General features: G+C 43.4%; 15 protein-coding genes and 2 tRNA genes. 14 read left to right on the top strand and 3 right to left on the bottom strand.

What is annotated here, in order from left to right:
• Positions 1-14: 14 nt before the first annotated feature.
• Positions 15-100, top strand: a tRNA-Leu gene (locus tag A923_RS0107180).
• Between the two features lie 943 nt (positions 101-1,043).
• Positions 1,044-3,440, top strand: coding sequence for a hypothetical protein (locus A923_RS0107175; RefSeq protein ID WP_085984816.1), 2,397 nt, complete (start codon positions 1,044-1,046; stop codon positions 3,438-3,440).
• A gap of 106 nt (positions 3,441-3,546) precedes the next feature.
• Here the strand turns inward: A923_RS0107175 and A923_RS0107170 are convergent, their stop codons facing one another.
• The 3 genes from A923_RS0107170 to A923_RS0107160 all read right to left on the bottom strand — a co-directional run bounded on the left by A923_RS0107170 (position 3,547) and on the right by A923_RS0107160 (position 9,591).
• Positions 3,547-6,519, bottom strand: coding sequence for an Ig-like domain-containing protein (locus A923_RS0107170; protein WP_017220989.1), 2,973 nt, complete (start codon positions 6,517-6,519; stop codon positions 3,547-3,549).
• 863 nt (positions 6,520-7,382) lie between these two features.
• Positions 7,383-8,168, bottom strand: coding sequence for a DsbA family protein (locus A923_RS0107165; RefSeq protein ID WP_017220988.1), 786 nt, complete (start codon positions 8,166-8,168; stop codon positions 7,383-7,385).
• Positions 8,169-8,238: 70 nt separating this feature from the next.
• The gene (locus A923_RS0107160; RefSeq protein WP_017220987.1) at positions 8,239-9,591 is read right to left on the bottom strand and encodes a sigma-54 dependent transcriptional regulator; all 1,353 of its coding nucleotides are present in this window, start codon (positions 9,589-9,591) and stop codon (positions 8,239-8,241) included.
• Between the two features lie 322 nt (positions 9,592-9,913).
• Here A923_RS0107160 and A923_RS0107155 point away from each other — a divergent pair.
• The 12 genes from A923_RS0107155 to fliI all read left to right on the top strand — a co-directional run bounded on the left by A923_RS0107155 (position 9,914) and on the right by fliI (position 23,461).
• Positions 9,914-9,999: transfer RNA gene (locus A923_RS0107155), tRNA-Leu, on the top strand.
• 139 nt (positions 10,000-10,138) lie between these two features.
• Positions 10,139-10,615, top strand: coding sequence for a hypothetical protein (locus A923_RS0107150; protein WP_026006124.1), 477 nt, complete (start codon positions 10,139-10,141; stop codon positions 10,613-10,615).
• A gap of 275 nt (positions 10,616-10,890) precedes the next feature.
• A complete protein-coding gene (gene secD / locus A923_RS0107145) occupies positions 10,891-12,729 on the top strand; it encodes a protein translocase subunit SecD (RefSeq protein ID WP_017220985.1) in 1,839 nt (612 codons plus the stop codon).
• A 17-nt stretch (positions 12,730-12,746) separates the two neighbouring features.
• Positions 12,747-13,661 (top strand): protein translocase subunit SecF, encoded by a 915-nt coding sequence (secF, locus tag A923_RS0107140; RefSeq protein ID WP_026006122.1) that lies wholly within the window; start codon positions 12,747-12,749, stop codon positions 13,659-13,661.
• Between the two features lie 306 nt (positions 13,662-13,967).
• Positions 13,968-15,437: a sigma-54 dependent transcriptional regulator gene (locus A923_RS0107135; RefSeq protein ID WP_017220983.1), complete on the top strand. Its 1,470-nt coding sequence runs from the start codon at positions 13,968-13,970 to the stop codon at positions 15,435-15,437.
• Between the two features lie 176 nt (positions 15,438-15,613).
• Positions 15,614-16,669, top strand: coding sequence for a sensor histidine kinase (locus tag A923_RS0107130; protein ID WP_017220982.1), 1,056 nt, complete (start codon positions 15,614-15,616; stop codon positions 16,667-16,669).
• Positions 16,670-16,673: 4 nt separating this feature from the next.
• Complete coding sequence (locus tag A923_RS0107125; protein ID WP_017220981.1) at positions 16,674-18,065, top strand: sigma-54-dependent transcriptional regulator; 1,392 nt, start codon at positions 16,674-16,676, stop codon at positions 18,063-18,065.
• 133 nt (positions 18,066-18,198) lie between these two features.
• The gene (fliE, locus tag A923_RS0107120) at positions 18,199-18,528 is read left to right on the top strand and encodes a flagellar hook-basal body complex protein FliE (RefSeq protein ID WP_017220980.1); all 330 of its coding nucleotides are present in this window, start codon (positions 18,199-18,201) and stop codon (positions 18,526-18,528) included.
• A gap of 22 nt (positions 18,529-18,550) precedes the next feature.
• Positions 18,551-20,260: a flagellar basal-body MS-ring/collar protein FliF gene (fliF, locus tag A923_RS0107115; protein ID WP_017220979.1), complete on the top strand. Its 1,710-nt coding sequence runs from the start codon at positions 18,551-18,553 to the stop codon at positions 20,258-20,260.
• Positions 20,253-21,296: a flagellar motor switch protein FliG gene (gene fliG / locus A923_RS0107110; protein ID WP_017220978.1), complete on the top strand. Its 1,044-nt coding sequence runs from the start codon at positions 20,253-20,255 to the stop codon at positions 21,294-21,296. The genes fliF and fliG overlap by 8 nt, the downstream gene beginning before the upstream one ends.
• 27 nt (positions 21,297-21,323) lie before the next feature.
• On the top strand, positions 21,324-22,124 hold the full coding sequence (locus A923_RS0107105) for a flagellar assembly protein FliH (protein ID WP_017220977.1): 801 nt from the start codon (positions 21,324-21,326) through the stop codon (positions 22,122-22,124).
• On the top strand, positions 22,124-23,461 hold the full coding sequence (fliI, locus tag A923_RS0107100) for a flagellar protein export ATPase FliI (protein ID WP_017220976.1): 1,338 nt from the start codon (positions 22,124-22,126) through the stop codon (positions 23,459-23,461). Before A923_RS0107105 ends, fliI begins: the two co-directional genes overlap by 1 nt.
• Positions 23,462-23,468: the final 7 nt, after the last annotated feature.

Raw genomic sequence — 23,468 nt, 5'->3', positions numbered from 1 at the left:
ATAAAAAATTCAGTGCCCGAGTGGTGAAATCGGTAGACACAAGGGATTTAAAATCCCTCGCTTAATAGGCGTGCCGGTTCAATTCCGGCCTCGGGCACCAATATTTTATAAAAAAACCAGCTTATAGCTGGTTTTTTTATGTCTGTAATTTATCCATGCCTATTCATATTTCTCTTGGTTATCAGCTCGCTATATCAAAGTATTGATCGTGATATTTAGATGTAAGCTTTACTTTTTCTCTGTCTATTATTCTTTATAGACATAAAGATCAGTAATAAGCGACGCTAAAGTCGAGCTGGAAACAGCAACCGCCAGTTGTGATAATCTAGTGCCCGATCATTTTCATTTTGGCGTCAGTGGCATACCGTCAATAATACTCGGCGATAGCACTTTGGTCACATGATATCAATCACCTAAATAACGCAATAAAATACTGGCAACTTGCTCTTATTCAGATTAGCCCCCCCCCTGACACAAAAATATAATAAATGGACAGAGAGCCATTGCCATATCTTGGTTTATTTATCTCCTAACGTTTACTAAATATTATGTGCCCTAGAACAACTAAGTTAACACTTTGAAAAGTAGAGTCTTACCTACTCTAGTTAGATAGGGGGATTTAATTTAACGAACAGCGTAATCGAGCTATCTTAGATGCGATCTGCCGTGACGCTATGTCGCAGTGTTACAGGTGTTACACCTAGGACAGATTAACTGTTAACTAAGTGACACTAGGTAATAATATAAAGTTTCACTATTTACAACGTGTTAGCTGGCTTAGCCAAAATTAACTGTTACATCTGCACTACAAAATTTCTTAAATAAAGTCTTTTTAATACATATTCCTATTATTTTTCAGTTGGTTACAATTCTGGCTTGAAAGTTGCTCTTTTGGTAGCGAGACTAATTTACAGTGTGTAATAACACATATATTCAAATTTATGCAAAGAGCCTCTTAGCTCAAAATCGATATAGACAGCGTCTGATCTATTAGCGCTACCTTAATCTTTTATTCACATATAGATAATAGAGTGGTAATCATCATGAAAATTTCAATATGTAGACGGCTTATCAGGAGGGTCACCACCGCCCTGATAAGCTTAATGACCCTGTTCGGAGCAGCCAGTCTGGTGCCGGCCTATGCTGGTGTCCATCCTAACCTCAATTCTGAATATTGTATGGCCGATGCCTATTTACTCGAACCGGGTAATAAACTGGCACAAGATGCGCTTAACTGTACCGCCAATGATGTTGAGATCACCCAAGTAACACCAGTAAATGCTGCGGAGGAATGTACTTTAGGAGATATATTTACCTTTGAGGCGGTTGTTAAGGTGCAGACCAATGCCAACGAACGTTGGGACACTACCTTCTATTTGCCATTAACCGAGAATAGTCCACAAGTGGTTCATGTTCCATCTACGGAGAACCTATTAATAGGCGACGATTGTAGCATTATCTTGCCAAATGCAAATGATTTAACTGGTGAACCCGCGGATGTTAAACTCGATAGCGATGTTTGTGGTGATATCACCAAGGCGAATGGTACCGATAACTACGAGCAAGTTGTATTGATTACCATGCTTTGTTCCGACGTCGATAATGACAACCGCGCGGATTTTTCCTATTGTGCAGCATGGGATAACATCGAGCGGGATAACTGTAGTTTGGGTGGTGAGTATCCCGGCCAGATCCCTAACAACAAATCAAAATGTAACTGTGATACCTTTAACATCGATGTCTTTATCACCCCTGAACCACCAGTAGTGATCAAAACGCTGGTAAGCACTAATACTCATGCTGAACCAGGTGGTGTCTATACCTTTGACGTTGATTTTGACAACCCCAATAACAAAACTTCAATCTTCCTCACTTCGCTCGTTGACGAGGTCGATATCGTCGATCCCTCAGATCCCGGTAGCTACAATGTTGCTCTCGATCTTTGGGGAACACCTGTAACAGCAGGTAGTAGCGATGGTGTTTACCTAACCGACACAAACTGTGATGCGCTATTAAGTGGTGGCCAGATTGAAATTGTACCTTCAGGCTCATTCGGTTGCCAATTCGAGGTTACTATTGTCGATTCGGATTTACCCAATGATCAGAGTCCTGAGCTCTATGATGATACAATTCGTCTTAGCTTAGAAGATAAGAATGGGGACGATGTAACTAACGGTGAAACTTGTCCTGCAGACTTAGCTGGAACAGCAGGTAAATTCTGTAGTAATGTACTTCAGGTGCAAGTGACTAACTTGCTACCGAGTATTACGGTATTGAAGACCGCCGATCCAATACAGGTTCCAGAGTCCGGCGGAACTGTCCGCTATACCGTCAGAGTGGACAATACCTCTGCCATCTATGATTCACCAATGGAGCTAACCAGCCTGACGGATGATAAATTTGGTGATCTGACTGATTCGACAGAGAACCCTGGCACAACTTGTGCCACAGGCGGATTCATCGTCTTTGACGGCTTCTATGAATGTTTCTTCGATCAGTTCATCAGCGGCACGGGTGCTGGCTCACATACCAACACAGCCACAGCCAAGGCGATAGACAATGAGGCAGATGAAGCCACTAACTCTAACTCGGCTACGGTGCAGATCAACGATATTCCTTCGGCGATCACGCTAACCAAGACAGCCAACCCAACTACAGTACTTGAGACTGGTGACGATCCTACGGTAACCCGTACCGTCGTCTATACCCTCTTGTTCTCAGTCAACCCTACTACTATCACGGGAGAAACCGCAGTGGATACTGTCACATTCAGCAGTCTGACTGATGACAAATTCGCTGACTGGACTGTCGCCGACTGTGAGGTCGACATGAAAGGCCCAATTGGTGATCTTTCAGCTATTACTCAGTCTGTCCCACTCGATGGTTTCATGCTGGATCCCGGTGAAGAAGCCAGCTGTACTATCACAGAGGAACTCACGGGTAAATCGGGGTTTATACACACCAACGAGGCTACCATCAACGGAGCAGACGAAGATGGCCAAGCGGTAGAAGCTATGAATAGTGCCACAGTGACCTTCACACCTAGCGATCCTGCCACAGAGATGAAGTTTGCAGCCAGCATGCTGGTGGTACTGGAACTGCACAACGCCGGTATAAAAAATGTCAACCTAACCGATCTTACATTGGGTGGCTTTAGCGTGTTTGCCGGTGCCGACGAAACTGCCTTCAGGCTGATCAATACTGGTGGCGACTTTAACAGCATAACCTATGGTGCCTGCGTCGAGGATCAGTTATTGACCTTTAATAGTGATGTTACGGACACAGATACCTATAGCTGTGCCTTCACTATTGAGTTCAAACCTGGACTGGAAGACACGTTACCTATCGGCTTCCTGGAAGATGTCATAGCCATAGTTACAGACGATAAACTAGCTACCTCAACCAACGACGTAACAATTCAGGTAATAACAGGAGAGTAATCGCCGGCAAGTCTGATGTAAGTGCGATTTAACTGCGATTCGATCCACAAGGAGTCAGGGTAATGCCCTGGCTCCTAATTATTTGAAAGTCACTTTACAGACTGGCTTAGCCCTTGCCGTTACCCTTGCCCTTGCCACCACCGGAATTGGTAAGACTAAGGTTTACAGTAGCCGTCGCAACCTTATCTCCATCACTGATGGTGTAACTAAAACTATCGCTGCTCTTAAAACTCTTAGCTGGCGTATAAAGCAGGCGACCATCACTGGCGATTTGCACGCTACCCTTAGCTCCCTGGCTTACTGCACTGACGCTTAATGTGTCATTTTCTGGATCCCAGTCATTACCCAATACATTGATAAATATTGGCTCTTTCGTCGCTAAGACTTCGCTATCTGTTACTGCAACAGGTGCGTTATTGACTTTGACTGGTGTCGAAATCGCATAACTCACCACACCACTGTTGCTATAATTGCTATTCGCTGAATTTTCAGCATTTATGGCAATGTTATAGACACCGTCTGTGGCGCTAATTGTTGACGTCACGCTCAAAGTAACAGTTGTACTCGCTCCGGGTACTAAATCGATACTGGCGCTGTTGGCGTTCCAACCTGCCGGAATGTCAGCAAGCACATTAAAGTTTGCTGTTGCACATGACTCGCTATCTAAGTTGGTGACTGTCGCGTTGTAATTGATTGTTGCACCTGCGGTTACACTCCCACTCGGTCCAGACAGTGAAATCAGCGGATTAGCCGCAACACAAACCGGTGGTGGTGTTGTTACAGTATAACTGGCAACGGTGTTGTTACTATAGCTGGCATCGGCACTGTTTTGCGCATTGATGGAGAAATTGTAAACGCCATCAGTTGCACTCGTGGCCGACGTTACATTGAGATTAACCGTTGCACTGTTGCCCGAAGCTAAAGAAACACGAGTGTTACTGGCAGTCCAGCCAGTCGGAACATTTGCAGCGAGATCAAAATTAGTCACCGCACAACTATCACTATTCTGATTCTTAACAGTGGCTGTGTAAGCGACCGAAGAACCAGGTGTTACGGCATCACCTTGACTATTGGTTAATGACAACTGCGGGTTAGCAACGACACATGCCTGAGTCGGTGTATCAACTACATAACTGACCACTCCACTATCGAAATAGCTGCTGTCAGTGCTGTTTTTCGCACTGATCGCAATATCATAAAATCCATCGCTAGCTGTGCTTGCAGAAGTGACATTAATAATAACCGAGCCGCTGGCACCTGGAGCAAGGCTAAGTGAATTACTGCTGGTAGCCCAACCTGAAGGCACGTTAGCTGCAACGTTAAAATCTGCACTTGCACAGTCATTGCTGTCATTATTTGTTACTGCGGCACTGTAAGTTACTGTAGTACCGGATGTGACCCAGGCACTTTCGTTAGGTGACAATAATAGTGATGGACTCGCCTTAACACAGTTCTGTCCGGAGTAACTGACATTGACACTGGCGCCTGAATTATCTGCCCATTCGGTAGTAATAGTAACCCCGGCATCCACATCGGTATAACTAACGCCGGCTAACAGGGCTGCATCGTCCAGATCAAGCACGGAACTGTGGGGCGTCATATCCAGCAGTAGGCTGCTTGTTATATCCTCGGCGCTGCTATTGAGATGCACTAATACGCCGCCTGTAACCACCTTACCCGCAAGGAAAGCGTCAAAACCCAATGGCTGGCGGTACTCGAGGTAGTACCACAGCTGCTCTCCGGTAACTGCATCCGCACCTCGTCGCACTTTGAGTCCCTTGGCCATACCATTTGAGGCAGTTTCATAGGGTTCCAGCAAGTAGCTGCCATCGCTGTCAGCCGTGACTATCTCGCCCTGTTCAGGGGTCAGCCAGCCGAGCCTTTCTTTATTGAAGGCGTTGAAATGGCCTTCTGACTTACCCATGATATCCAGCACGTCACCGTAGGTGATCTCAACGCAACTATCACTGATATAGCCCCTGTCGCAACTAAGCTCTTTAGCATGTTTCAGCCCTAAGTTGTGACCCAATTCATGACCAATAGTGAGTAAATTTAACTCACCGTTAATCCATGATCTGGAAGGGGTTCCGCCTAAAGTACCCTGGCCTCGCCAGCCACAGGTACTGTTCTTGGGAAATAAATAAATTAATCTATCGTAACTGGCAACATCGATGCCGCTGTCAATAGCAGCTTGTTGCGCATAACCGTCCATCGTGCCGAAATCACAAGTCGCATTAATCGGCAGCGTCAGGTAACCCAGTACATCACCACTAAGCCAAGTCTGGCCGTAAGAGGATTCACGGTAATAATCACTGACGGTGCCAAAGATCATGTCATTGGCTTCAGCAATAGTCCATGGCTGCTCGCTTGAATTGTCCTGAAAATTAATGAGCAACACCAAGGTGCGCTGCTCACCAGTGGTGTTAGCTAAAGGCGCAGTAGTCGTACTCGAAGAAGTAGTACTGCCACCGGCAGCTAACACGGTCAGGCTTACCTGGTCATCATTGACAGCAAGCGAATGAACGGTGTCATCACCCTGCTTAAACAACCAACCGCTAGCACGCACTTTGGTGCCGCTTTGCAGCGAATTGCCTTTGTAATTTTCAGGTAAGTATAGCTCAACGCGGTCTTTGTCAGTGATTAACGTATGATGCAAGCGATTTAGGCTTGGATCTTCATAATCTTCATAGACAACTTCTAACTCACCGTTAAGCTCTTGCTTTTGTTCTAACAATGCTTGTACTTCTGCAGGCATACCGGCGCGAACATGCTTTGGCAATGTAGCTCGAATCGCTGCACCGGGGTCGGTTTTTACCAACTCAGCGAGTAGCGCTTGGCGCGCTTTAGCCTGTTCAATTAGCTCATTAAGCAATTGCTTGTTATTTGATTTGTCAGCATGGCGATAATTCGCCATCAGCTTGGCCAGTGCCATCGTTTTGTTTTGTGCGAGCGTCCGATGCTCCAGAGCTTCAATGCTTATAGTTCCTTCGAATGGGTTACCCTTGGATTCTGCGGTGACTGGAAATATAGTCAAAAGGGTGCTGATGGACACAAAAATGCCCAACACAAGATGCTTCATAAAAAACCTCATTGTTAGAATTTACTGATTAAGTTTTTGGAGCCTGAGCTCACAAAGGATTATTTTATTAATAGAATGACGAGACTCGAGACAACAAAAGGGTTATTCCCTGTTGCCTGAAACACATGTCCTGAAACATTTTCCCTGCTATTTTATTGTTATTATTTTAAGTAGGCATGGTTCAGATGATCTTCCATATCATTGGTTAGCGTTACGATTAAAGGATTATTCGTGTCGGCCTTGAACCAAAATACACAGCCACAGGTAAGTAAAATTACATTACAGAACTCAACACTAAATAAACCATTAAACAGTCATAAACTGGATTTTTTGTTTAATTTCAGGAAGGCATCGTAGCAGTACTTTTTCATTTTAGATAGGTTGTTTTTTGATCGATTTTATTATCTTTTTTAATCAGTAACTTCGAGGAAATCTCAGATAAATGACAATGTATTATGAATGTTTAATTAACTGAAGGCCGTTTTATCGGTGATTTAAGTCTATTTTAGTTTTGAATGTAGACAAGCGAACCTGTTCCCCATCAAAAGTGGGGTGTACGTTTTGTGACCGCTTGTGAATGTGGTCACCCCTATTGTCAGTGCGATTTCAACCGAGATTTAAAGTACGTTTTATCAATTAATTCGGTGGGTTGGATGCATGTAACAGTTCTAATTATTCACTTTATGTTATTAACTAAAATGGTCATAGTGATGGTGGGCACTTTGGGTATCTTTGGCTAGCGATGTTGGCTAAATTGCTACAGAGGTATTTTCAGTTGGCGTTGTCTATTAAAAAGGGTGGCCGAATGAAATCGGTCACCCCTTTACTTTTCGTATATCGCGTTGTCATTATTTGGATTAGTTTTAATTCTCTTTCTCTTTCATTAACCCATCTAGCAGTAATACAAAGTTCTCATAACTCTGTGCCCCGACAACAAGCTGCGGGTCTACTAGCTTATCGTTTTCAATTCGGCCAATGACAAAACTTGGTGTACCGCGGATCCCGAGCGACTTACCCAGCGCCACATCAGCTTCGACTTTGCTGAGCACTTGTGGATCGTTGAGGCAGTCTGAAAATTTAGTCATATCCAGCGATAAGTCGGTGGCGGTTTGTTGATATAACGCATCACCAAGCTGTTTCATATTGTTAAATAACGCAGCACGCATCGGCCAGTAAGCATCTTGCTGCAAGCTGCAATTAGCTGCCACCGCTGCGCCTTTGGCTTTGGGGTGAAAACTTAACGGAAAGTCACGCGTCAGGTACTGTACTTTGCCGACATCAATGTAGTTGGTTTTCAGCTTATCGAAGGTTTGATCAATAAAACGTTTACAGTAGGGACATTGATAATCAGAAAACTCAATAATCGCCAGTTTTGCACCTGCATCACCGAGTAACGGTACCTCACCATCCGCAGTGTAATTAACCTGAGTCGGCAGGGTTTTTACTTGAGGTTTTTGAGAACGGGTAGCGACTTCATGAATATCGTTAACTTGCGTGCCTATATTGGTCAGATCCTGCCGCAGCTGCTGAATTTCTTGTTGCAGTGCGCTGATATCCTGTTCCAATTTATCGTTGCTCTGTGGCTCACAAGCGCTGATAAAAGGGATGGCGAGTACTGCAAGCAACAGTGGTATTTTATTCTTCTGCATTATGACTACCTCATTTTTACTGACACAGTTATTAAGTTAAATATAAGTTGAGTTTTGTTTTATTTTAGAGTTAGAGTTTAATTTTGCATTTTTTGACCAGACGATAAAACGTAGTCCGAGAGATATTTAACTCCTTTGCGGCGGCGGAAATATTGTGATGATGGCGGTTGATAGCAGCGAGTAATACCTCGGTATCTATCTCTATTCGCTGTTGTGATAACTTGATTTTAGCTGGTAGATTATTCACGACTTTCATGCCCATATCAGTTTCATGAATTTCGCAGTTATCAGCCATGACCGCAGCGCGTTGAATTCGATTTTTAAGCTCTCGCACATTACCTGGCCATTCATATCTGAGCATGCTTTCCAGTGTTTGCGGGGCAAACGCGAATTCAGGACTGTATTGTTGTAGATAGTAACTGGCCAATAATTCTATATCTTCTCGGCGTTCTCTTAAACTGGGTACGTGAATACGGAGAATATTAAGGCGGTGATACAGATCTTCTCTAAATCGTCCTTCTTCCACTGCGGTTTCGAGATTGACATGGGAAGCAAAAATAATACGACAATCGATAGTGATCGTATGGTTAGCGCCGAGACGTTCAATCTTATGATCTTCGAGAAACTGTAACAGATGTACTTGTGAATCTAAGGTGAGATCGCCGATCTCATCAAGAAACAAAGTACCTTTATGCGCGCGTTCAATATGGCCGATATATAATTTGTTTGCACCGGTAAATGCGCCTTTTTCGTGACCAAAGAGTTCTGAATGGAGCAGGGTACTTGGCAATGCCCCGCAGTTAATTGTCACAAAAGGGCCATTTTTTCGGCAGGATTGGCGATGAATAGTGCTAGCGCAGAGCCCTTTACCTGTCCCCGTCTCACCGCTAATCAGTACCGCACCATCGGCATGGGATATTTTATTCAGATCAGATTTCAAACGTTTGATAATGGCAGATACACCCAGTATCTCATTACAGTTATCTTGTTTATCTTGTTGCTCGTTACTTTGAGTCTTCAATGGCAACATGCCGTACGCATGACCCAACGTATGGCCTAATTTATCCCAATTAATTGGTAGGTGATGATAATCAAAAAAATAGTCTGGAAACTGGTGTGATAGCGGATATTGTGCAAATTGATTGTCGCAGGAAATCGCAATCCAGATCATATTGCTGTTAACTTCAAAAAGCTTAGACAAGGTTTTAAATACGCACTGTTGATAAGTTGAGGAGATCATCGCAATTGCGATCTTGATATCGAACTCTTCAATATATTTAATCGTTTCGGTAATGTTACTCGAGTGAATGCAATGCCAATCTAATGCATTAAACTCTGATTCCCAGCGGCATTCTTCATTATTTAAATTCAGTAACAGGACGGGCTTCTGCTTGGCATGGTCAAACTTAGCTAGTTTTGCCATTTTAATTCCTTACTTTGAATGCGTGATATTCCAGCTTATAGTGGGTTGCCGACACTCAAATTGTAGGTCCGATGGTATATATTTCCAGCTTTAGAGTAAAAGAAAATAATTAATCTCGGTTTGTTGGTTCAAGGTGCTTACGTTTATCAGGGAGTTGCTCTCTAATTGGTGCTTCATGGTTAATTGTTAGATAATAAACAAACAAATTGGATCTATTTTCAACCATTTGATTTATGTTTAATATTTTATGTTGACTCAATATTAGAATCAGGTAAAGTGAGCGCATATCCGGTTAGGCAGCAGCTTAACAGTTTATCACTCAGCCCGAGTGGTGAAATCGGTAGACACAAGGGATTTAAAATCCCTCGCTTAATAGGCGTGCCGGTTCAATTCCGGCCTCGGGCACCAAATTTAGAAAAAGGCTTACCTAACGGTAAGCCTTTTTTGCTTTCTGACGTTTAAAATAATCCTTGTCTCTTTAAACGCTAGTGATATATGATATGTAATCATCCTTTATGATTAATTATATTCTATGCTAGCTCGGTTTATGCGATGTTTCATTCTGCTGTTTGTCATGGTTGTGGGCTTTAATGCTCAGGCTAGTACACAAGTAGCTGTATCGAAAACAGTATCGATAACATCACAGCCGTCATTCACACCAGCCTCTTTACTGGTTAATGCGCATGAAGATAATAGTGTCAGCCAAGATCTCGGTGAATCAGGATCAGAACCAGCGCCAATATCATCGAAAACACGCCATAATTATGAGTTTGCCTTAACGGACACTACCCGTTACAGCAGTGCTGGCCGCTTAGTATTGAATAACCCAGAACCGGACTATCAAGTCGAGATTGAATTATCAATTCCACCATCGCCATCTTTGGTGATCGGCTATGCGGTTAATGTTAATTTCTCTCAATACTGGTTAACGCGTTCTTCTTCTAAGTCGCGCATATCAGGCTGGAAAGACAGTAATTTATTATATTCTCACCGCCAATACCCCGCTGTTACACCATCTGTTTAGACAAAATGTAAGTATTAAATTACCTACTTTTTGTTAATTTTATCTGCTTATCTATTTTCGTTAGCATTGATTCGACCTCTGATTCAAGTACTGAAATGTACAAGAAATTCATTGCACTGACATAACGTGTTTATCACGTGATTGTCTGGATCGATAAGCAAGTTAATCACCAATATGCCTGCGTTTTATATCATTAGTTTATGTATATATTTTTTATATAAGTACTTTATATAGCAACTTTATATATCTGTTTCTGATAGAGAAAGAAGGCATTGATGGACAGCTATCAAATGACAAAAAAATCAACGACTAAATCGCAACGTAAACTACTTAACCATTATGCTGGTTGGAAATATGTTGTCTTAATCTGCACACTCTTAGTGATGTTACTCAGTGCGATCCCTACCTTATATGGAGAGAACCCAGCGCTGCAAATTAACCACAAACAATCGCCAAAATCCGCAATTAATACGCTTAAGCAAACACTTGAGAGTAATAACATTGTAGTGATGCGTATCGATCAAGAGGCGGATAAAACTACTATCGTACTCGCAGACAGTAATACGCAAACCCGCGCCAAAGCGATACTCGAATCTATGTTGCCTGCAGATGATGATATTACGCTCTCACTTGTTTCTGCTGCGCCGTCTTGGTTGCAGAACATGGGGTTGAAGCCGATCAAATTAGGCTTGGATCTACGTGGTGGCGTGCAGTTCTTGTTAGATGTTGATATGGAACCGGTATTTAATATCAGAGCCCAGCAGTTATTAGATAACTTACACGCTGATTTTCGTGAGCAAGGGTTGCGTGGCGTCAGGATCAGTATTGATCGCGATAATAGCCTGCAACTGAACTTGCCAACGGATGAAGCTAAAGTTGCCTTGTTGAAACAGATTAAAACCAACTATCCACAATGGAAAGTAACGCAAAGCTCGGGATTGTTCGTTGAGGTGAGCATGCCGCAAGCTGAAAAAACCGACATTGTTAATTTAACCGTGCAGCAGAACTTACAAACAATGCGCAGTCGTATTGAAGAATTAGGCATTACCGAGGCGATGGTACAGCGTCAAGGCGAACATCGTATTCGAATTGAACTACCGGGTGTACAAGATCCGGCAACGGCTAAAAATGTGATTGGTGCTACAGCCAGCTTGGCGTTTCATGAACTGAAAGCGACAAACAGTGGCAGTATGGTCGTCAGTAATAACGACGGTGCGCCAATACGCATTGCCCGTGACGCGATACTCGGTGGCGAGCATATTATTGATGCGCGGGCTAATGTCGGTGAAATGGGGGCTGCTCAGGTAAGTATCACCTTAGATAATGCTGGTGGTAAGAAAATGTCTGACTTCACCAAGCATAATATTGGTAAGCCAATGGCAACACTTTACAGCGAGTACAGCCGCAATACCGATGGTTCAACTAAAAAGACCAATAACGTTATCAGTGTCGCTACTATTCAAGCACAACTCGGCAGCCAATTTCGGATCACGGGGGCGGGTAACATGGCTGATGCCAAAGAGTTAGCGTTATTACTCCGCGCGGGCTCGTTAACTGCGCCAGTGACGATTGTTGAAGAAAGAACGATTGGCCCTTCACTGGGTGCCGAGAATATTCAAAATGGCTTTTCAGCACTGGCTCTTGGCTTAGGGTTAACCTTGGTATTTATGGCGCTGTGGTATCGCCGTTTAGGCTGGGTTGCGAATGTAGCCTTACTGGCTAATGTCATCATGTTATTTGGTTTGTTAGCCTTGATCCCGGGGGCAGTATTAACGCTACCCGGTATTGCTGGATTAGTTCTGACAGTCGGTATGGCGGTTGATACTAACGTGCTGGTGTTTGAGCGAATTCGTGACAAATTGCGCGAAGGACACAGCTTCGCACAAGCCATTAATAGCGGTTTTGATAGTGCATTTGGCACCATTGTTGATGCCAATATCACCACCCTCATTATTGCCGTGGTGTTGTATTCAATTGGCCAAGGGCCAGTACAAGGTTTTGCGTTAACACTTGGTTTAGGTATTTTGACCAGTATGTTTACTGGGATCATCGTATCACGCGCTTTAATTAATAAAATATGGGGTCGTGATACTCGTCATGACTTGAAGGTATAAGTATGATGACTATCAACATGAAAAATATTATAAATAGCAACAAATACAGTAAATTACGTTATTTTAGCAGCGCTATCTCAGTTGTTTTCATGCTCATTGCGATTGCCTTCATTAGTGTTAATGGCTTGAATTGGGGACTTGATTTTACCGGTGGTGTGATCACCGAAATACAACTTGATCCCAGTATTACCATGAGTGAGATCTCACCGCTATTGCAATCGGCATTGAATCAACATGTCAGTGTGATTGAAGGGGGAGATGTCGGACGTTGGATCTTACGCTATGCAGAGCCTGCTGCTGGTATGAGTATTGTGAATATTACCGATGTACTGGCACCGTTAGCAACCAATATTGAAGTATTAAACACCAGTATTGTCGGCTCTCAGGTTGGCCAAGAGTTGGCGGAACAAGGCGGTTTGGCGCTGTTAGTATCGATGTTATGTATCCTGGCGTATTTAAGCTATCGCTTTGAATGGCGCTTGGCATCAGGGGCATTATTTGCCTTGGTGCATGACGTGCTGTTTGTGCTTGGTGTGTTTGCAGCATTGCAACTTGAGTTTAACTTGACCGTGTTTGCGGCGATATTGGCGATTATTGGTTATTCATTAAATGACTCGATTATTATCGGAGATCGTATCCGCGAGTTACTGATACTAAAACCAACCTTAGCGATTGCAGAGGTGAATAACCAAGCTATTTCGGCAACAATATCACGCACCATGGTGACATCGGGCACCACACTCATGACAGTTTCGGCATTATGGTTATTGGGAGGAGGACCTTTGGATGGTTTCTCTACCGCCATGTTTATTGGTCTGATTGTTGGTACTTGGTCATCGATTGCAGTGGCGACGACATTACCGGAATTTTGGGGACTCAATGCCAGTCATTACCAAGTCGTTGAGTTGAAAGAGGAGTTTGGTGAAGGTTAATAAGTCTATTGTCACCGATAATGATAGCGTATGGGTTGGCTTAATTCCCATGCGCTTACCGTAATCGGCGGTTATCGTTGTCGATATTGTGATGCAGCACTGACTATTTTTATCCGACCTTCTAATTAATTCTTGTGACTGTTTCATCTTGATTTAGGAATGTGTATTATAGCCATGTCAATTAATTGGCGCTGGTTAGTTTTTGACACACTTTAATAGTTAATAGTTAATAGTTAATAGTTAATAGTTAATAGTTAAAGTGATTAACTCTTCTAAGTTTAAGTAAGGTTTAGCACAGGCTGTAATATGGATACTACTAAGTCAGTTTTTGTAATTGATGAGAATATTGAACGCAGACAAAATTTAGAAACGATCTTGTCTTTTCTTGGTGAAGGCTGGCAGAGTTTCGACTCTCATATGGACATAAGTGCGAAGATAGACCTTGCTGCAAACAGCGTTATTGTGTCTTCAGAAAGTTACTCAGAAAATGATTTATCTGCGTTACTTGATGCCAATCCAATGAACCCATTTTTAACCTTTGGTGCAAATGAAAAAGCATCAGAGCAAGGTAATTTAATCGGCCATATCGAACTGCCTTTATCTTATCAACAACTGACGCTATTACTCGGACGTTGCCAATCTTATCGTCAATGTGTGGCGAGTAAGCTGGGTCAATCACCTTCGGCATCAAAAGCGCTTATTAAGCAATTGGTCGGCGGTGGTGATGCCATTCAAAGTGTCCGTCACTTGATTACGCAAGTCGCGACCAAGGGCGCGAATGTATTAGTATTGGGTGAATCCGGCACGGGTAAAGAAGTGATTGCCCGTTCAATCCACGATGCGTCATCACGTAGCGATGGTCCATTTGTACCGGTTAACTGCGGTGCTATTCCGGCTGAATTATTAGAAAGTGAATTATTTGGTCATGAAAAAGGCGCGTTTACCGGCGCATTTGCAGCACGTAAAGGCCGTTTTGAACTCGCTGGTGGTGGTACCTTATTTCTTGATGAAATTGGTGATATGCCGCAACCAATGCAAGTAAAATTATTACGCGTATTACAAGAACGTGTTTTCGAGCGAGTGGGTGGCAGTAAAGCCATTAAAGCCGATGTACGGGTTATTGCAGCAACACACCGTAATTTAGAAAAAATGATCACCGACGGTGAATTCCGTGAAGATCTATTTTACCGTTTAAATGTATTTCCAATTGAAAGCCCTGCACTGCGTGAGCGTCCTGATGATATTCCATTATTGATTCAAGAGTTATTACGTCGTCACGAAGCAGAGCATGATGCCACAATTTTATTTACCCAACGTGCCATGGAATCGTTAATGCAACATTCTTGGCCGGGTAATGTCCGTGAGTTATCCAATCTGATTGAACGTCTGCTTATCATGACATCGGGTAACATCGTTGACATCGGTGAGTTACCGGCTAAATACCGTTATAATGACGATGGTGAAAGTCAGGTGCATAGTCCTGATATACCCAGTGAGTTAGCCGAGCGTGATGCTATCTCGGCGATGTTTAACGATGAAATTTTTGCTAACGTCGAAGAAGAGCCCCAAGAAGATGGTTTTTTCTCGATGCCAAGTAGCTTGCCTGAAACGGGTGTAAACCTGAAAGAAATGTTGGCTGAATTTGAAATTGATATGATCAAGCAAGCGTTAGATCAACAGGCACATGTTGTGGCACGCGCCGCTGACCAACTGGGTATGCGCCGGACAACCTTGGTTGAAAAAATGCGTAAGTATGGCTTACAGAAAGAAGCTTAAATCAAAATTAAAATAAAATTTAAAATAAAAAGCTCAACATGACGTTGGGCTTTTTTGTTTTTAAATAACGGTTAAAGATGATAATTTTAAAGTATTTCAATGTATTACAAAGTTGAATTTGTTGGCACACTAAATGCATTATTAGGTGTGAGTCAATTTTTTAGCGGAGTACTACCATGGTACAAGAATCTTATCCCGGCGAATTAGCAGCACTACGAGCACACAAAGATCGTAGCGAAAAGTTAGTAGAAGCACTGCCGTCTGGGTTGGTCATTCTTGATGGCAACGGTATTGTCATTGAAGTCAATAAAGTGGCTGTGCAGTTACTGGGTGAGCCGCTAATGGGATCGCGTTGGATGGATGTTATTCAACGGGCATTTACCCCGAAAGAAGACGATGGTCATGAAGTCTCATTGAAAAATGGCTGTAAAGTACAGCTTTCTATTACCACGCTAGGTTCTCAGCCTGGTCAATTAATTATGTTGACTGACTTAACGTATACACGTCATTTACAAGAGCGTGTCAGTCACATGAAGCAATTGTCGTCATTGGGTCGTATGGTGGCGTCATTAGCGCATCAAATCCGTACGCCATTATCGGCGGCATTATTATACGGTTCTAACTTAGCTAATCCTAATCTACCACCGGCATCAAGACAGCGTTTTCAAAGTAAGCTGATTCAACGTCTTAATGATCTGGAAAACCAGGTGAATGACATGCTGCTGTTTGCACGTACCGGTAATGACTTAGTGGTTGAAGAAATCTCGCTACAGAATTTATTGGTGCAAGTACAAGCGGGCAGTGAAGCGATGATGTTGCAAACCCACAGCAAAATGCACGTAACGTTGCCAGAACCCGATTTATTAATTTTAGCTAATCGCAATGCTCTGTCTAGCGCGATTGGTAACTTGATACAAAACGCCTTACACGCTTGTGGCCAAGGCGCTAACTTAGCGATATCAGCCGTACGCTCGGGTGATGACGAAGTCGCCATTATTGTGGCTGACGATGGACCCGGTATCGCCAAGCATATGCAGAAACAAATTTTAGAACCTTTCTTTACCACGAAATCACAAGGCACAGGTCTTGGCCTTGCCGTGGTTCAAAGTGTGGTAAAAGCCCATCATGGCAGTTTGAAATTAGACTCAACTGAAGGTGAAGGCAGTCGTTTTAGTATAATCGTACCGCTACATCGTGTAGCAGAACCGCAACCAATGGTAATAGGTGGATAATAGTATGTCCCATTCTCAAATTCTTGTTGTTGAAGATGATTTAGGTCTCCGTGAAGCCTTGGTTGATACCTTATTAATGGCTGGTTACGAATGTGATGAAGTTGATAGTGGCGAAGGCGCACTGATTGCATTAGGTAAAAAAGCGTATGATATGGTCGTAAGTGATGTCCAAATGGGTGGCATGAGCGGGTTAACATTACTACATAACATTAAACAAAAACACCCCGACTTACCTGTGTTGTTGATGACGGCTTATGCCAAAGTCGATGATGCGGTAACCGCAATGCGTAATGGTGCTGTTGATTACATTGGTAAGCCGTTTTCGCCAGAAGTATTGATTAATCAAGTGGGACGTTATGTGCCACCACAAAAAGTGGTTAAACGTACACCTTGTTATGGTGATATAAAAACGGAGCAGTTATTAAGCCTAGCGCGTAAAGTCGCTAAGTCAGATGCTACCGTTATGGTGACGGGCCCAAGTGGTACTGGTAAAGAAGTATTATCGCGTTATATTCATGATAACTCGATGCGTTTCGATGGCCCGTATGTGGCGATTAACTGCGCGGCGATCCCGGATAACATGCTTGAAGCCACTTTGTTTGGTTATGAAAAAGGCGCATTTACCGGCGCTATCCAAGCGTGCCCAGGTAAATTTGAACAAGCGCAGAACGGCACTATCTTACTTGATGAAATATCAGAAATGAATTTAGCCCTGCAAGTTAAACTGCTGCGGGTATTACAAGAGCGTGAAGTTGAGCGACTCGGTAGCCGTAAGACCATTAAATTGAATGTGCGCGTGATTGCGACCAGTAACCGCAATATGAAGCAAGCGGTGGCGAACGGTGATTTTAGAGAAGATTTATATTATCGTTTAAATGTATTTCCATTGGCTTGGCTCCCCTTGACCGAGCGTAAAGGCGATATTTTACCGATTGCCCAGCATTTGTTAAAACTGCACTGTAAACAAAACAATATCCCCACACTTGAATTACTTGATTGTGCGAAAAGCAAATTACAGATCTACCACTGGCCAGGTAATGTGCGTGAATTAGACAATGTCATTCAACGCGCGATGATTTTAGCGGTTGATGGGCAGGTTAAGACTGAAGATCTGATTTTAGAAGATTTTTCCGCCGCTGATTTTAAGCTGTCTACTGAAGAAGGGCTGGCACCACAACTGCAGGTTAAGACTGAAATACCTGCGCGAAGTGTCACCATGCCAACAGAACCTTTAGGTAACGAATTACGTCAGCAAGAATATCAAATTATTTTGGAAACCTTGATTGGTTGTCATGGCGTGCGTAAGGACGTATCAGAGAAATTAGGTATTAGCCCGCGCACTTTACGTTATAAATTAGCGAAAATGCGTGAGCAAGGGATTGAAATTCCCGCTTAATCATCAATGAATTATCTATTAAGGCCGCAATTGATTGAAATTGCGGCCTTTTTTGTTGGCATAACAATTGCTTTATTTGGTTAGTGACAAAATTAGTCGAGTAGGTCAAAAATATGACAACTAAGGATAATCAATGAACATCGCAGCCAACAACCTTTACTCTGAAATGCAAAGCATGTCGTTACAAGCGACTAAATTTGAAGTCGATCCAACCGCCGTCAAAGCGCCAAGCACGACATCGGCTAATTTTGGTGATATGTTGCAGCAAGCAATGGATAATGTGAACGGATTACAACAGACTACAGGCGATTTACGCACCCGATTTGATCAAGGAGATCGCAGTGTGTCCCTAAGTGATGTTATGATAGCCTCGCAAAAATCTGGGGTGGCTTTCGATGCTACTGTTCAGGTTCGAAATAAATTGATCGAATCTTATAAAGAAATAATGAGCATGCCTGTTTAATCTCGGGTAAAGGAGTACTGCTGTGGCTGATACAGCTTCAAATACAGGTATCGCAAATAACAACGATATGGGTAATGATTTAGCGCAATTAGATGAGAATGAGCAGAAAAGCTCAGCATTTGGTTTTTTTTCTAACTCTGATATCTTACGTCAAATTATTCTCATTCTGGCATTAGCGATCTCGCTAACTTTAGTGGTGTTTATTTTACTTTGGGGTAAAGAACCTGAAATGCGTCCGTTAGGCACGTATCAAACCGCTGAACTCATTGAAACCCTCGAATTTTTAGACCTACAAAAAATAGAATATAAAATTAATGGCGATACAGTGTCTGTACCGGCAGAACAATATCAAGACATTAAACTTAATTTACGTCGTTCTGGTTTAACCACTACACAATTACAAGGTGACGATATCTTAATGAAAGATATGGGCTTTGGTGTCAGTCAACGGGTTGAACGAGAACGTTTGAAACTCGGCCGTGAACGTCAAATCTCACGCGCATTAGAAGAATTTAAACATGTGTCAAAAGCACAGGTTTTACTGGCGATACCGAAAGAAAATGTATTTGCTAAACGCGAGAAAAAACCCAGCGCTACCGTGGTATTAACGGTGCGTAATAGTAGCGCCATCTCCCAAGAAAATATTGATTCTATGGTGCAATTAGTTGCTTCTGCCGTACAAGGCTTAGAACCAACACGGGTGACATTAACCGATCAAAATGGCCGTTTACTTAACTCTGGTAGCCAAAACATGCTGGCTGCAAAAGGCCGCCGTGAATTTGAAATGGTGAAAAATCACGAACGTGAGTACCGCGAAAAAATTGATTCTATCTTGATCCCTATCTTAGGGGTGAGTAACTACACTGCTGAAGTTGATGTCTCTATGGACTTTAGTGTGACAGAACAAACTCAAAAACGTTTTAATCCTGACCTACCCGCTGTCCGTAGTGAAATGTTACTTGAACGTCAATCGCTCGGTAATGGTAATCAAGGTATTCCAGGGGCATTAACCAACCAACCGCCATTGGATGCTGACATTCCTGAAGAAGCCGGCGCGGGCAATGCTGCTGCACGTCCTATTGGCCAGTCGCAAAAAGAATCAACGCGAAACTATGAACTCGATACCACGATCAGTCATACCAAGTCACAAAGCGGTATTATTAAACGTTTAAGTGTATCGGTTGCGATCGATTACATTAACAGTACCGGCGCTGACGGTACCTTAGTGAGAGAGCCGCGTAGTCAAGCTGAAATTGCGAATATCCGCCGAGTATTACAAGGTGGTGTCGGTTTTAATGTCAATCGTGGTGATAGTTTAGAAGTCGTTGCTATTCCTTTTAATCGTCCAGAATTAGCCGCGATGGCTGCGCTGCCAATCTGGGAAGAAGAGTGGTTCTGGCGTGCCATTCGTGTAGTCGCCAGCTTGATTGTGATTGTGGTCTTAATTATGGCGATTATTCGTCCAATGATTAAACGCTTAATCAATAATGACGTTGAAGACGACAAAGAAGATTTAGATTTAGGTATTAGCGCAATTGAAAATGATGAAGACATGCAATTGCTTACTGCCGATGCCGATGGTGATACTGACTTTGCGATGCGCAGTGGTCATTTACAATTACCTAATTTACATAAAGATGAAGACTTGCTAGAAGCGGTTCGTGCACTGGTTGCCAACGAACCAGACTTAACTGCATTAGTGATAAAAGAATGGATGATAGAAGATGCCTGATTCGAATAAACAAGTAGCCACGACCGATAAGTTCGACGCGACCACCTTAACCGGTATTGAACGTTCAGCGATATTAATGTTGAGCCTGAATGAAGGTGATGCGGCGACTATTTTTCGCCAGTTAGAGCCAAAACAAGTACAACGCTTGGGTATGGCGATGGCCTCGATGAAGGACTTTTCACAGGCGAAGGTAGCTGGTGTACATCGTGCATTCATTGATGACATCCAAAAGTTCACTAACATTGGCGTGGGCAGTGAAGACTTCGTACGTAATGCCTTAACTGCGGCGTTAGGTGCAGACAAAGCCGGTAACCTGGTTGATCAAATCATCATGGGCAGTGGCGCTAAAGGTCTTGATTCACTGAAATGGATGGATGCACGTCAGGTGGCGAATATCATTCATAATGAGCATCCTCAGATCCAAACCATTGTATTGTCTTATTTAGAACCTGAACAGTCAGCTGAGATCTTATCGCAATTCCAAGATAAAGTACGGATCGACTTAATGATGCGTATTGCCAATTTAGAAGAAGTACAACCCGCGGCACTGCATGAGCTAAATGAGATCATGGAGAAACAGTTTGCTGGTCAATCTGGCGCGCAAGCGGCGAAGATGGGTGGTCTGAAAGCGGCGGCCAATATTATGAACTACCTCGATACCAATATTGAAGGTCAATTAATGGATGCGATCCGTGAATCGGACGAAGAGATCAGTCAACAGATCCAAGACCTTATGTTTGTATTCGAAAATCTTATCGATGTTGATGACCGTGGTATTCAAGCGCTATTGCGTGAAGTATCGCAAGAGCAATTACAAAAAGCACTGAAAGGCGCTGATGATCAACTGAAAGATAAGATCTTTAAAAACATGTCGAAACGTCAAGTTGAAATGTTGGAAGACGATCTCGAAGCTATGGGTCCTATCCGCGTTAGTGAAGTTGAATCTGCGCAGAAAGAGATCTTATCTATTGCGCGTCGCTTAGCTGACAGCGGTGACATCATGTTAGGCGGAGGCGGTGGTGATGACTTCTTATAAGCACACGACCGTTGATGGAATTCGAGTATGACGGATAGTTTGAAGTCGAATATCCCACCTTTTGAAGGTAGTGATGAACATGAAATAGAAGATTGGTATTTACCTGAGTTTGAGAATACCCAAGCAGCAGCGCTTAATACCAATGCACTGGGCATGAAGCATGACTGGTATGAAGGTAAACCGAGTCATGAACAGGTTGAAGAGATTGAACCTCAGCCGATGACGGCTGAAGAGCTTGATGCAATACGCCAAGCGGCGTATGAAGATGGTTTTGCTGAGGGTAAAGAACAAGGTTATCAAGATGGCTTCACCAGCGGCTCGGCTGAGGGGCTTAGCCAAGGTGAAACCGAGGGCCATACGCAAGGACTGGCGCAAGGACTTGCAGAAGGGCAGCAGCAAGTGCTAGAGAAATCCGCGGCGTGGGAACAATTGCAAACGCAAATGCACGCCCCTTTAGCGGCCGTTAATAGCGAAGTTGAAAATGAATTGATTCGTGTGGCAACAGGTTTGGCCGAAGAGTTAATTAAGACTGAGGTCACCTTTAATCACGATATCATGCTACAAACATTAAAATTAGCACTGGCTGCGTTACCTGTGCTGGAACAAAAAATTACCATTACATTGCACCCTGATGATTTAGCCGTAATTAATGAATATTACGCCCCTGAAGAGTGTGAGAAACGTGGTTGGGTATTAATCTCAGAACCGATGATGAAACAAGGTGATTTGGTTATTAATAATGAAGTATCTTCGGTCGAACTGTTAATGGAACAGCGTATCAAGCAGATGATGCGTCAATTCCTTATTGCTAATAAACCGGGCGCATAATGACCGAGCTCCTTAGTCGATTACAACAATTAAAAACCACCTCGTTGGCGAACAAGCCAACTGTCGCGGGCAAGTTGACACGTGTTGTTGGCTTGACGCTCGAAGCTGTTGGTTGCCGCGCTGCGATTGGCAGTTTGTGTTCTGTCGAAACCGATAACGGGCTGATGGATGCCGAAGTTGTGGGTTTTGATGGTGACAAATTATTCTTAATGCCCAGTGAACAGGTCACCGGTATTATCCCCGGCGCCAAAGTCACTCCGCTTAATGAAACCCAAGGTATTCCCGTTGGTATGGAATTACTGGGGCGGGTGTTAGACGGTGTCGGCAAGCCGATTGACGGTAAAGGCGAGATCATTACCGGACAAACCACGTCTTTTACTGCCAAACGTATTAATCCGCTGTCACGTAAACAAATTTCAAAACCACTGGATGTTGGCGTTAAAGCCATTAATGCCATGCTAACCGTAGGTCAAGGTCAGCGTATGGGGCTTTTTGCTGGTTCTGGTGTCGGTAAGAGTGTGCTGTTAGGGATGATGACGCGCGGTTCGACTGCGGATGTTGTTGTCGTTGGTTTGATTGGTGAACGTGGTCGAGAAGTAAAAGAATTTATTGAAGAGATCCTGGGTGACGAAGGACGCGCGCGTTCAGTCGTTGTCGCCGCCCCTGCGGATGCATCACCCTTGATGCGTCTGAAAGGTTGTGAAACATCGTTAGCCATTGCAGAATATTTTCGTGACCAAGGTTTGAATGTTTTACTGTTAATGGATTCGTTGACGCGTTTTGCCCAAGCACAACGTGAAATTGCCTTAGCCGTTGGCGAGCCGCCTGCAACTAAAGGTTACCCGCCGTCGGTTTTTGCAAAACTACCACAGTTGGTGGAACGTGCTGGTAACGGTAATGACGAGCAAGGCTCAATTACTGCCTTCTTTACAGTACTCACCGAAGGTGATGATTTACAAGATCCGATTGCTGATGCATCACGCGCCATTCTTGATGGCCATATCGTATTATCACGTGACTTAACGGATGCGGGACATTACCCTGCGATTGATATTGAAAAGTCTATTAGTCGTGTTATGCCGATGGTCACCAGTGATTTCCATCAAGCCGCCGCACGTGGTTTTAAGCAAGCGTACTCGTTATACCAACAGAATAAAGATCTGGTGGCTATTGGTGCATATAACCAAGGTGCCGATGCTAAAATTGACCGCGCCATTCGCTTAAAACCGGCGATGGACCAATTCTTACAGCAAGGAATGAAAGAAGTTATTCCGTTTTCACAATGTGAAGAAATGCTGACTGCCATCGCGCCGCATTTAGGCGTGGCAGCCCCATAATGAAACA

This window comes from Moritella dasanensis ArB 0140, assembly GCF_000276805.1.
GTDB lineage: Bacteria > Pseudomonadota > Gammaproteobacteria > Enterobacterales > Moritellaceae > Moritella > Moritella dasanensis.
The sequence above is the reverse complement of the archived record's forward strand: the minus strand, read 5'-3'. Positions and strand labels throughout refer to the sequence as shown.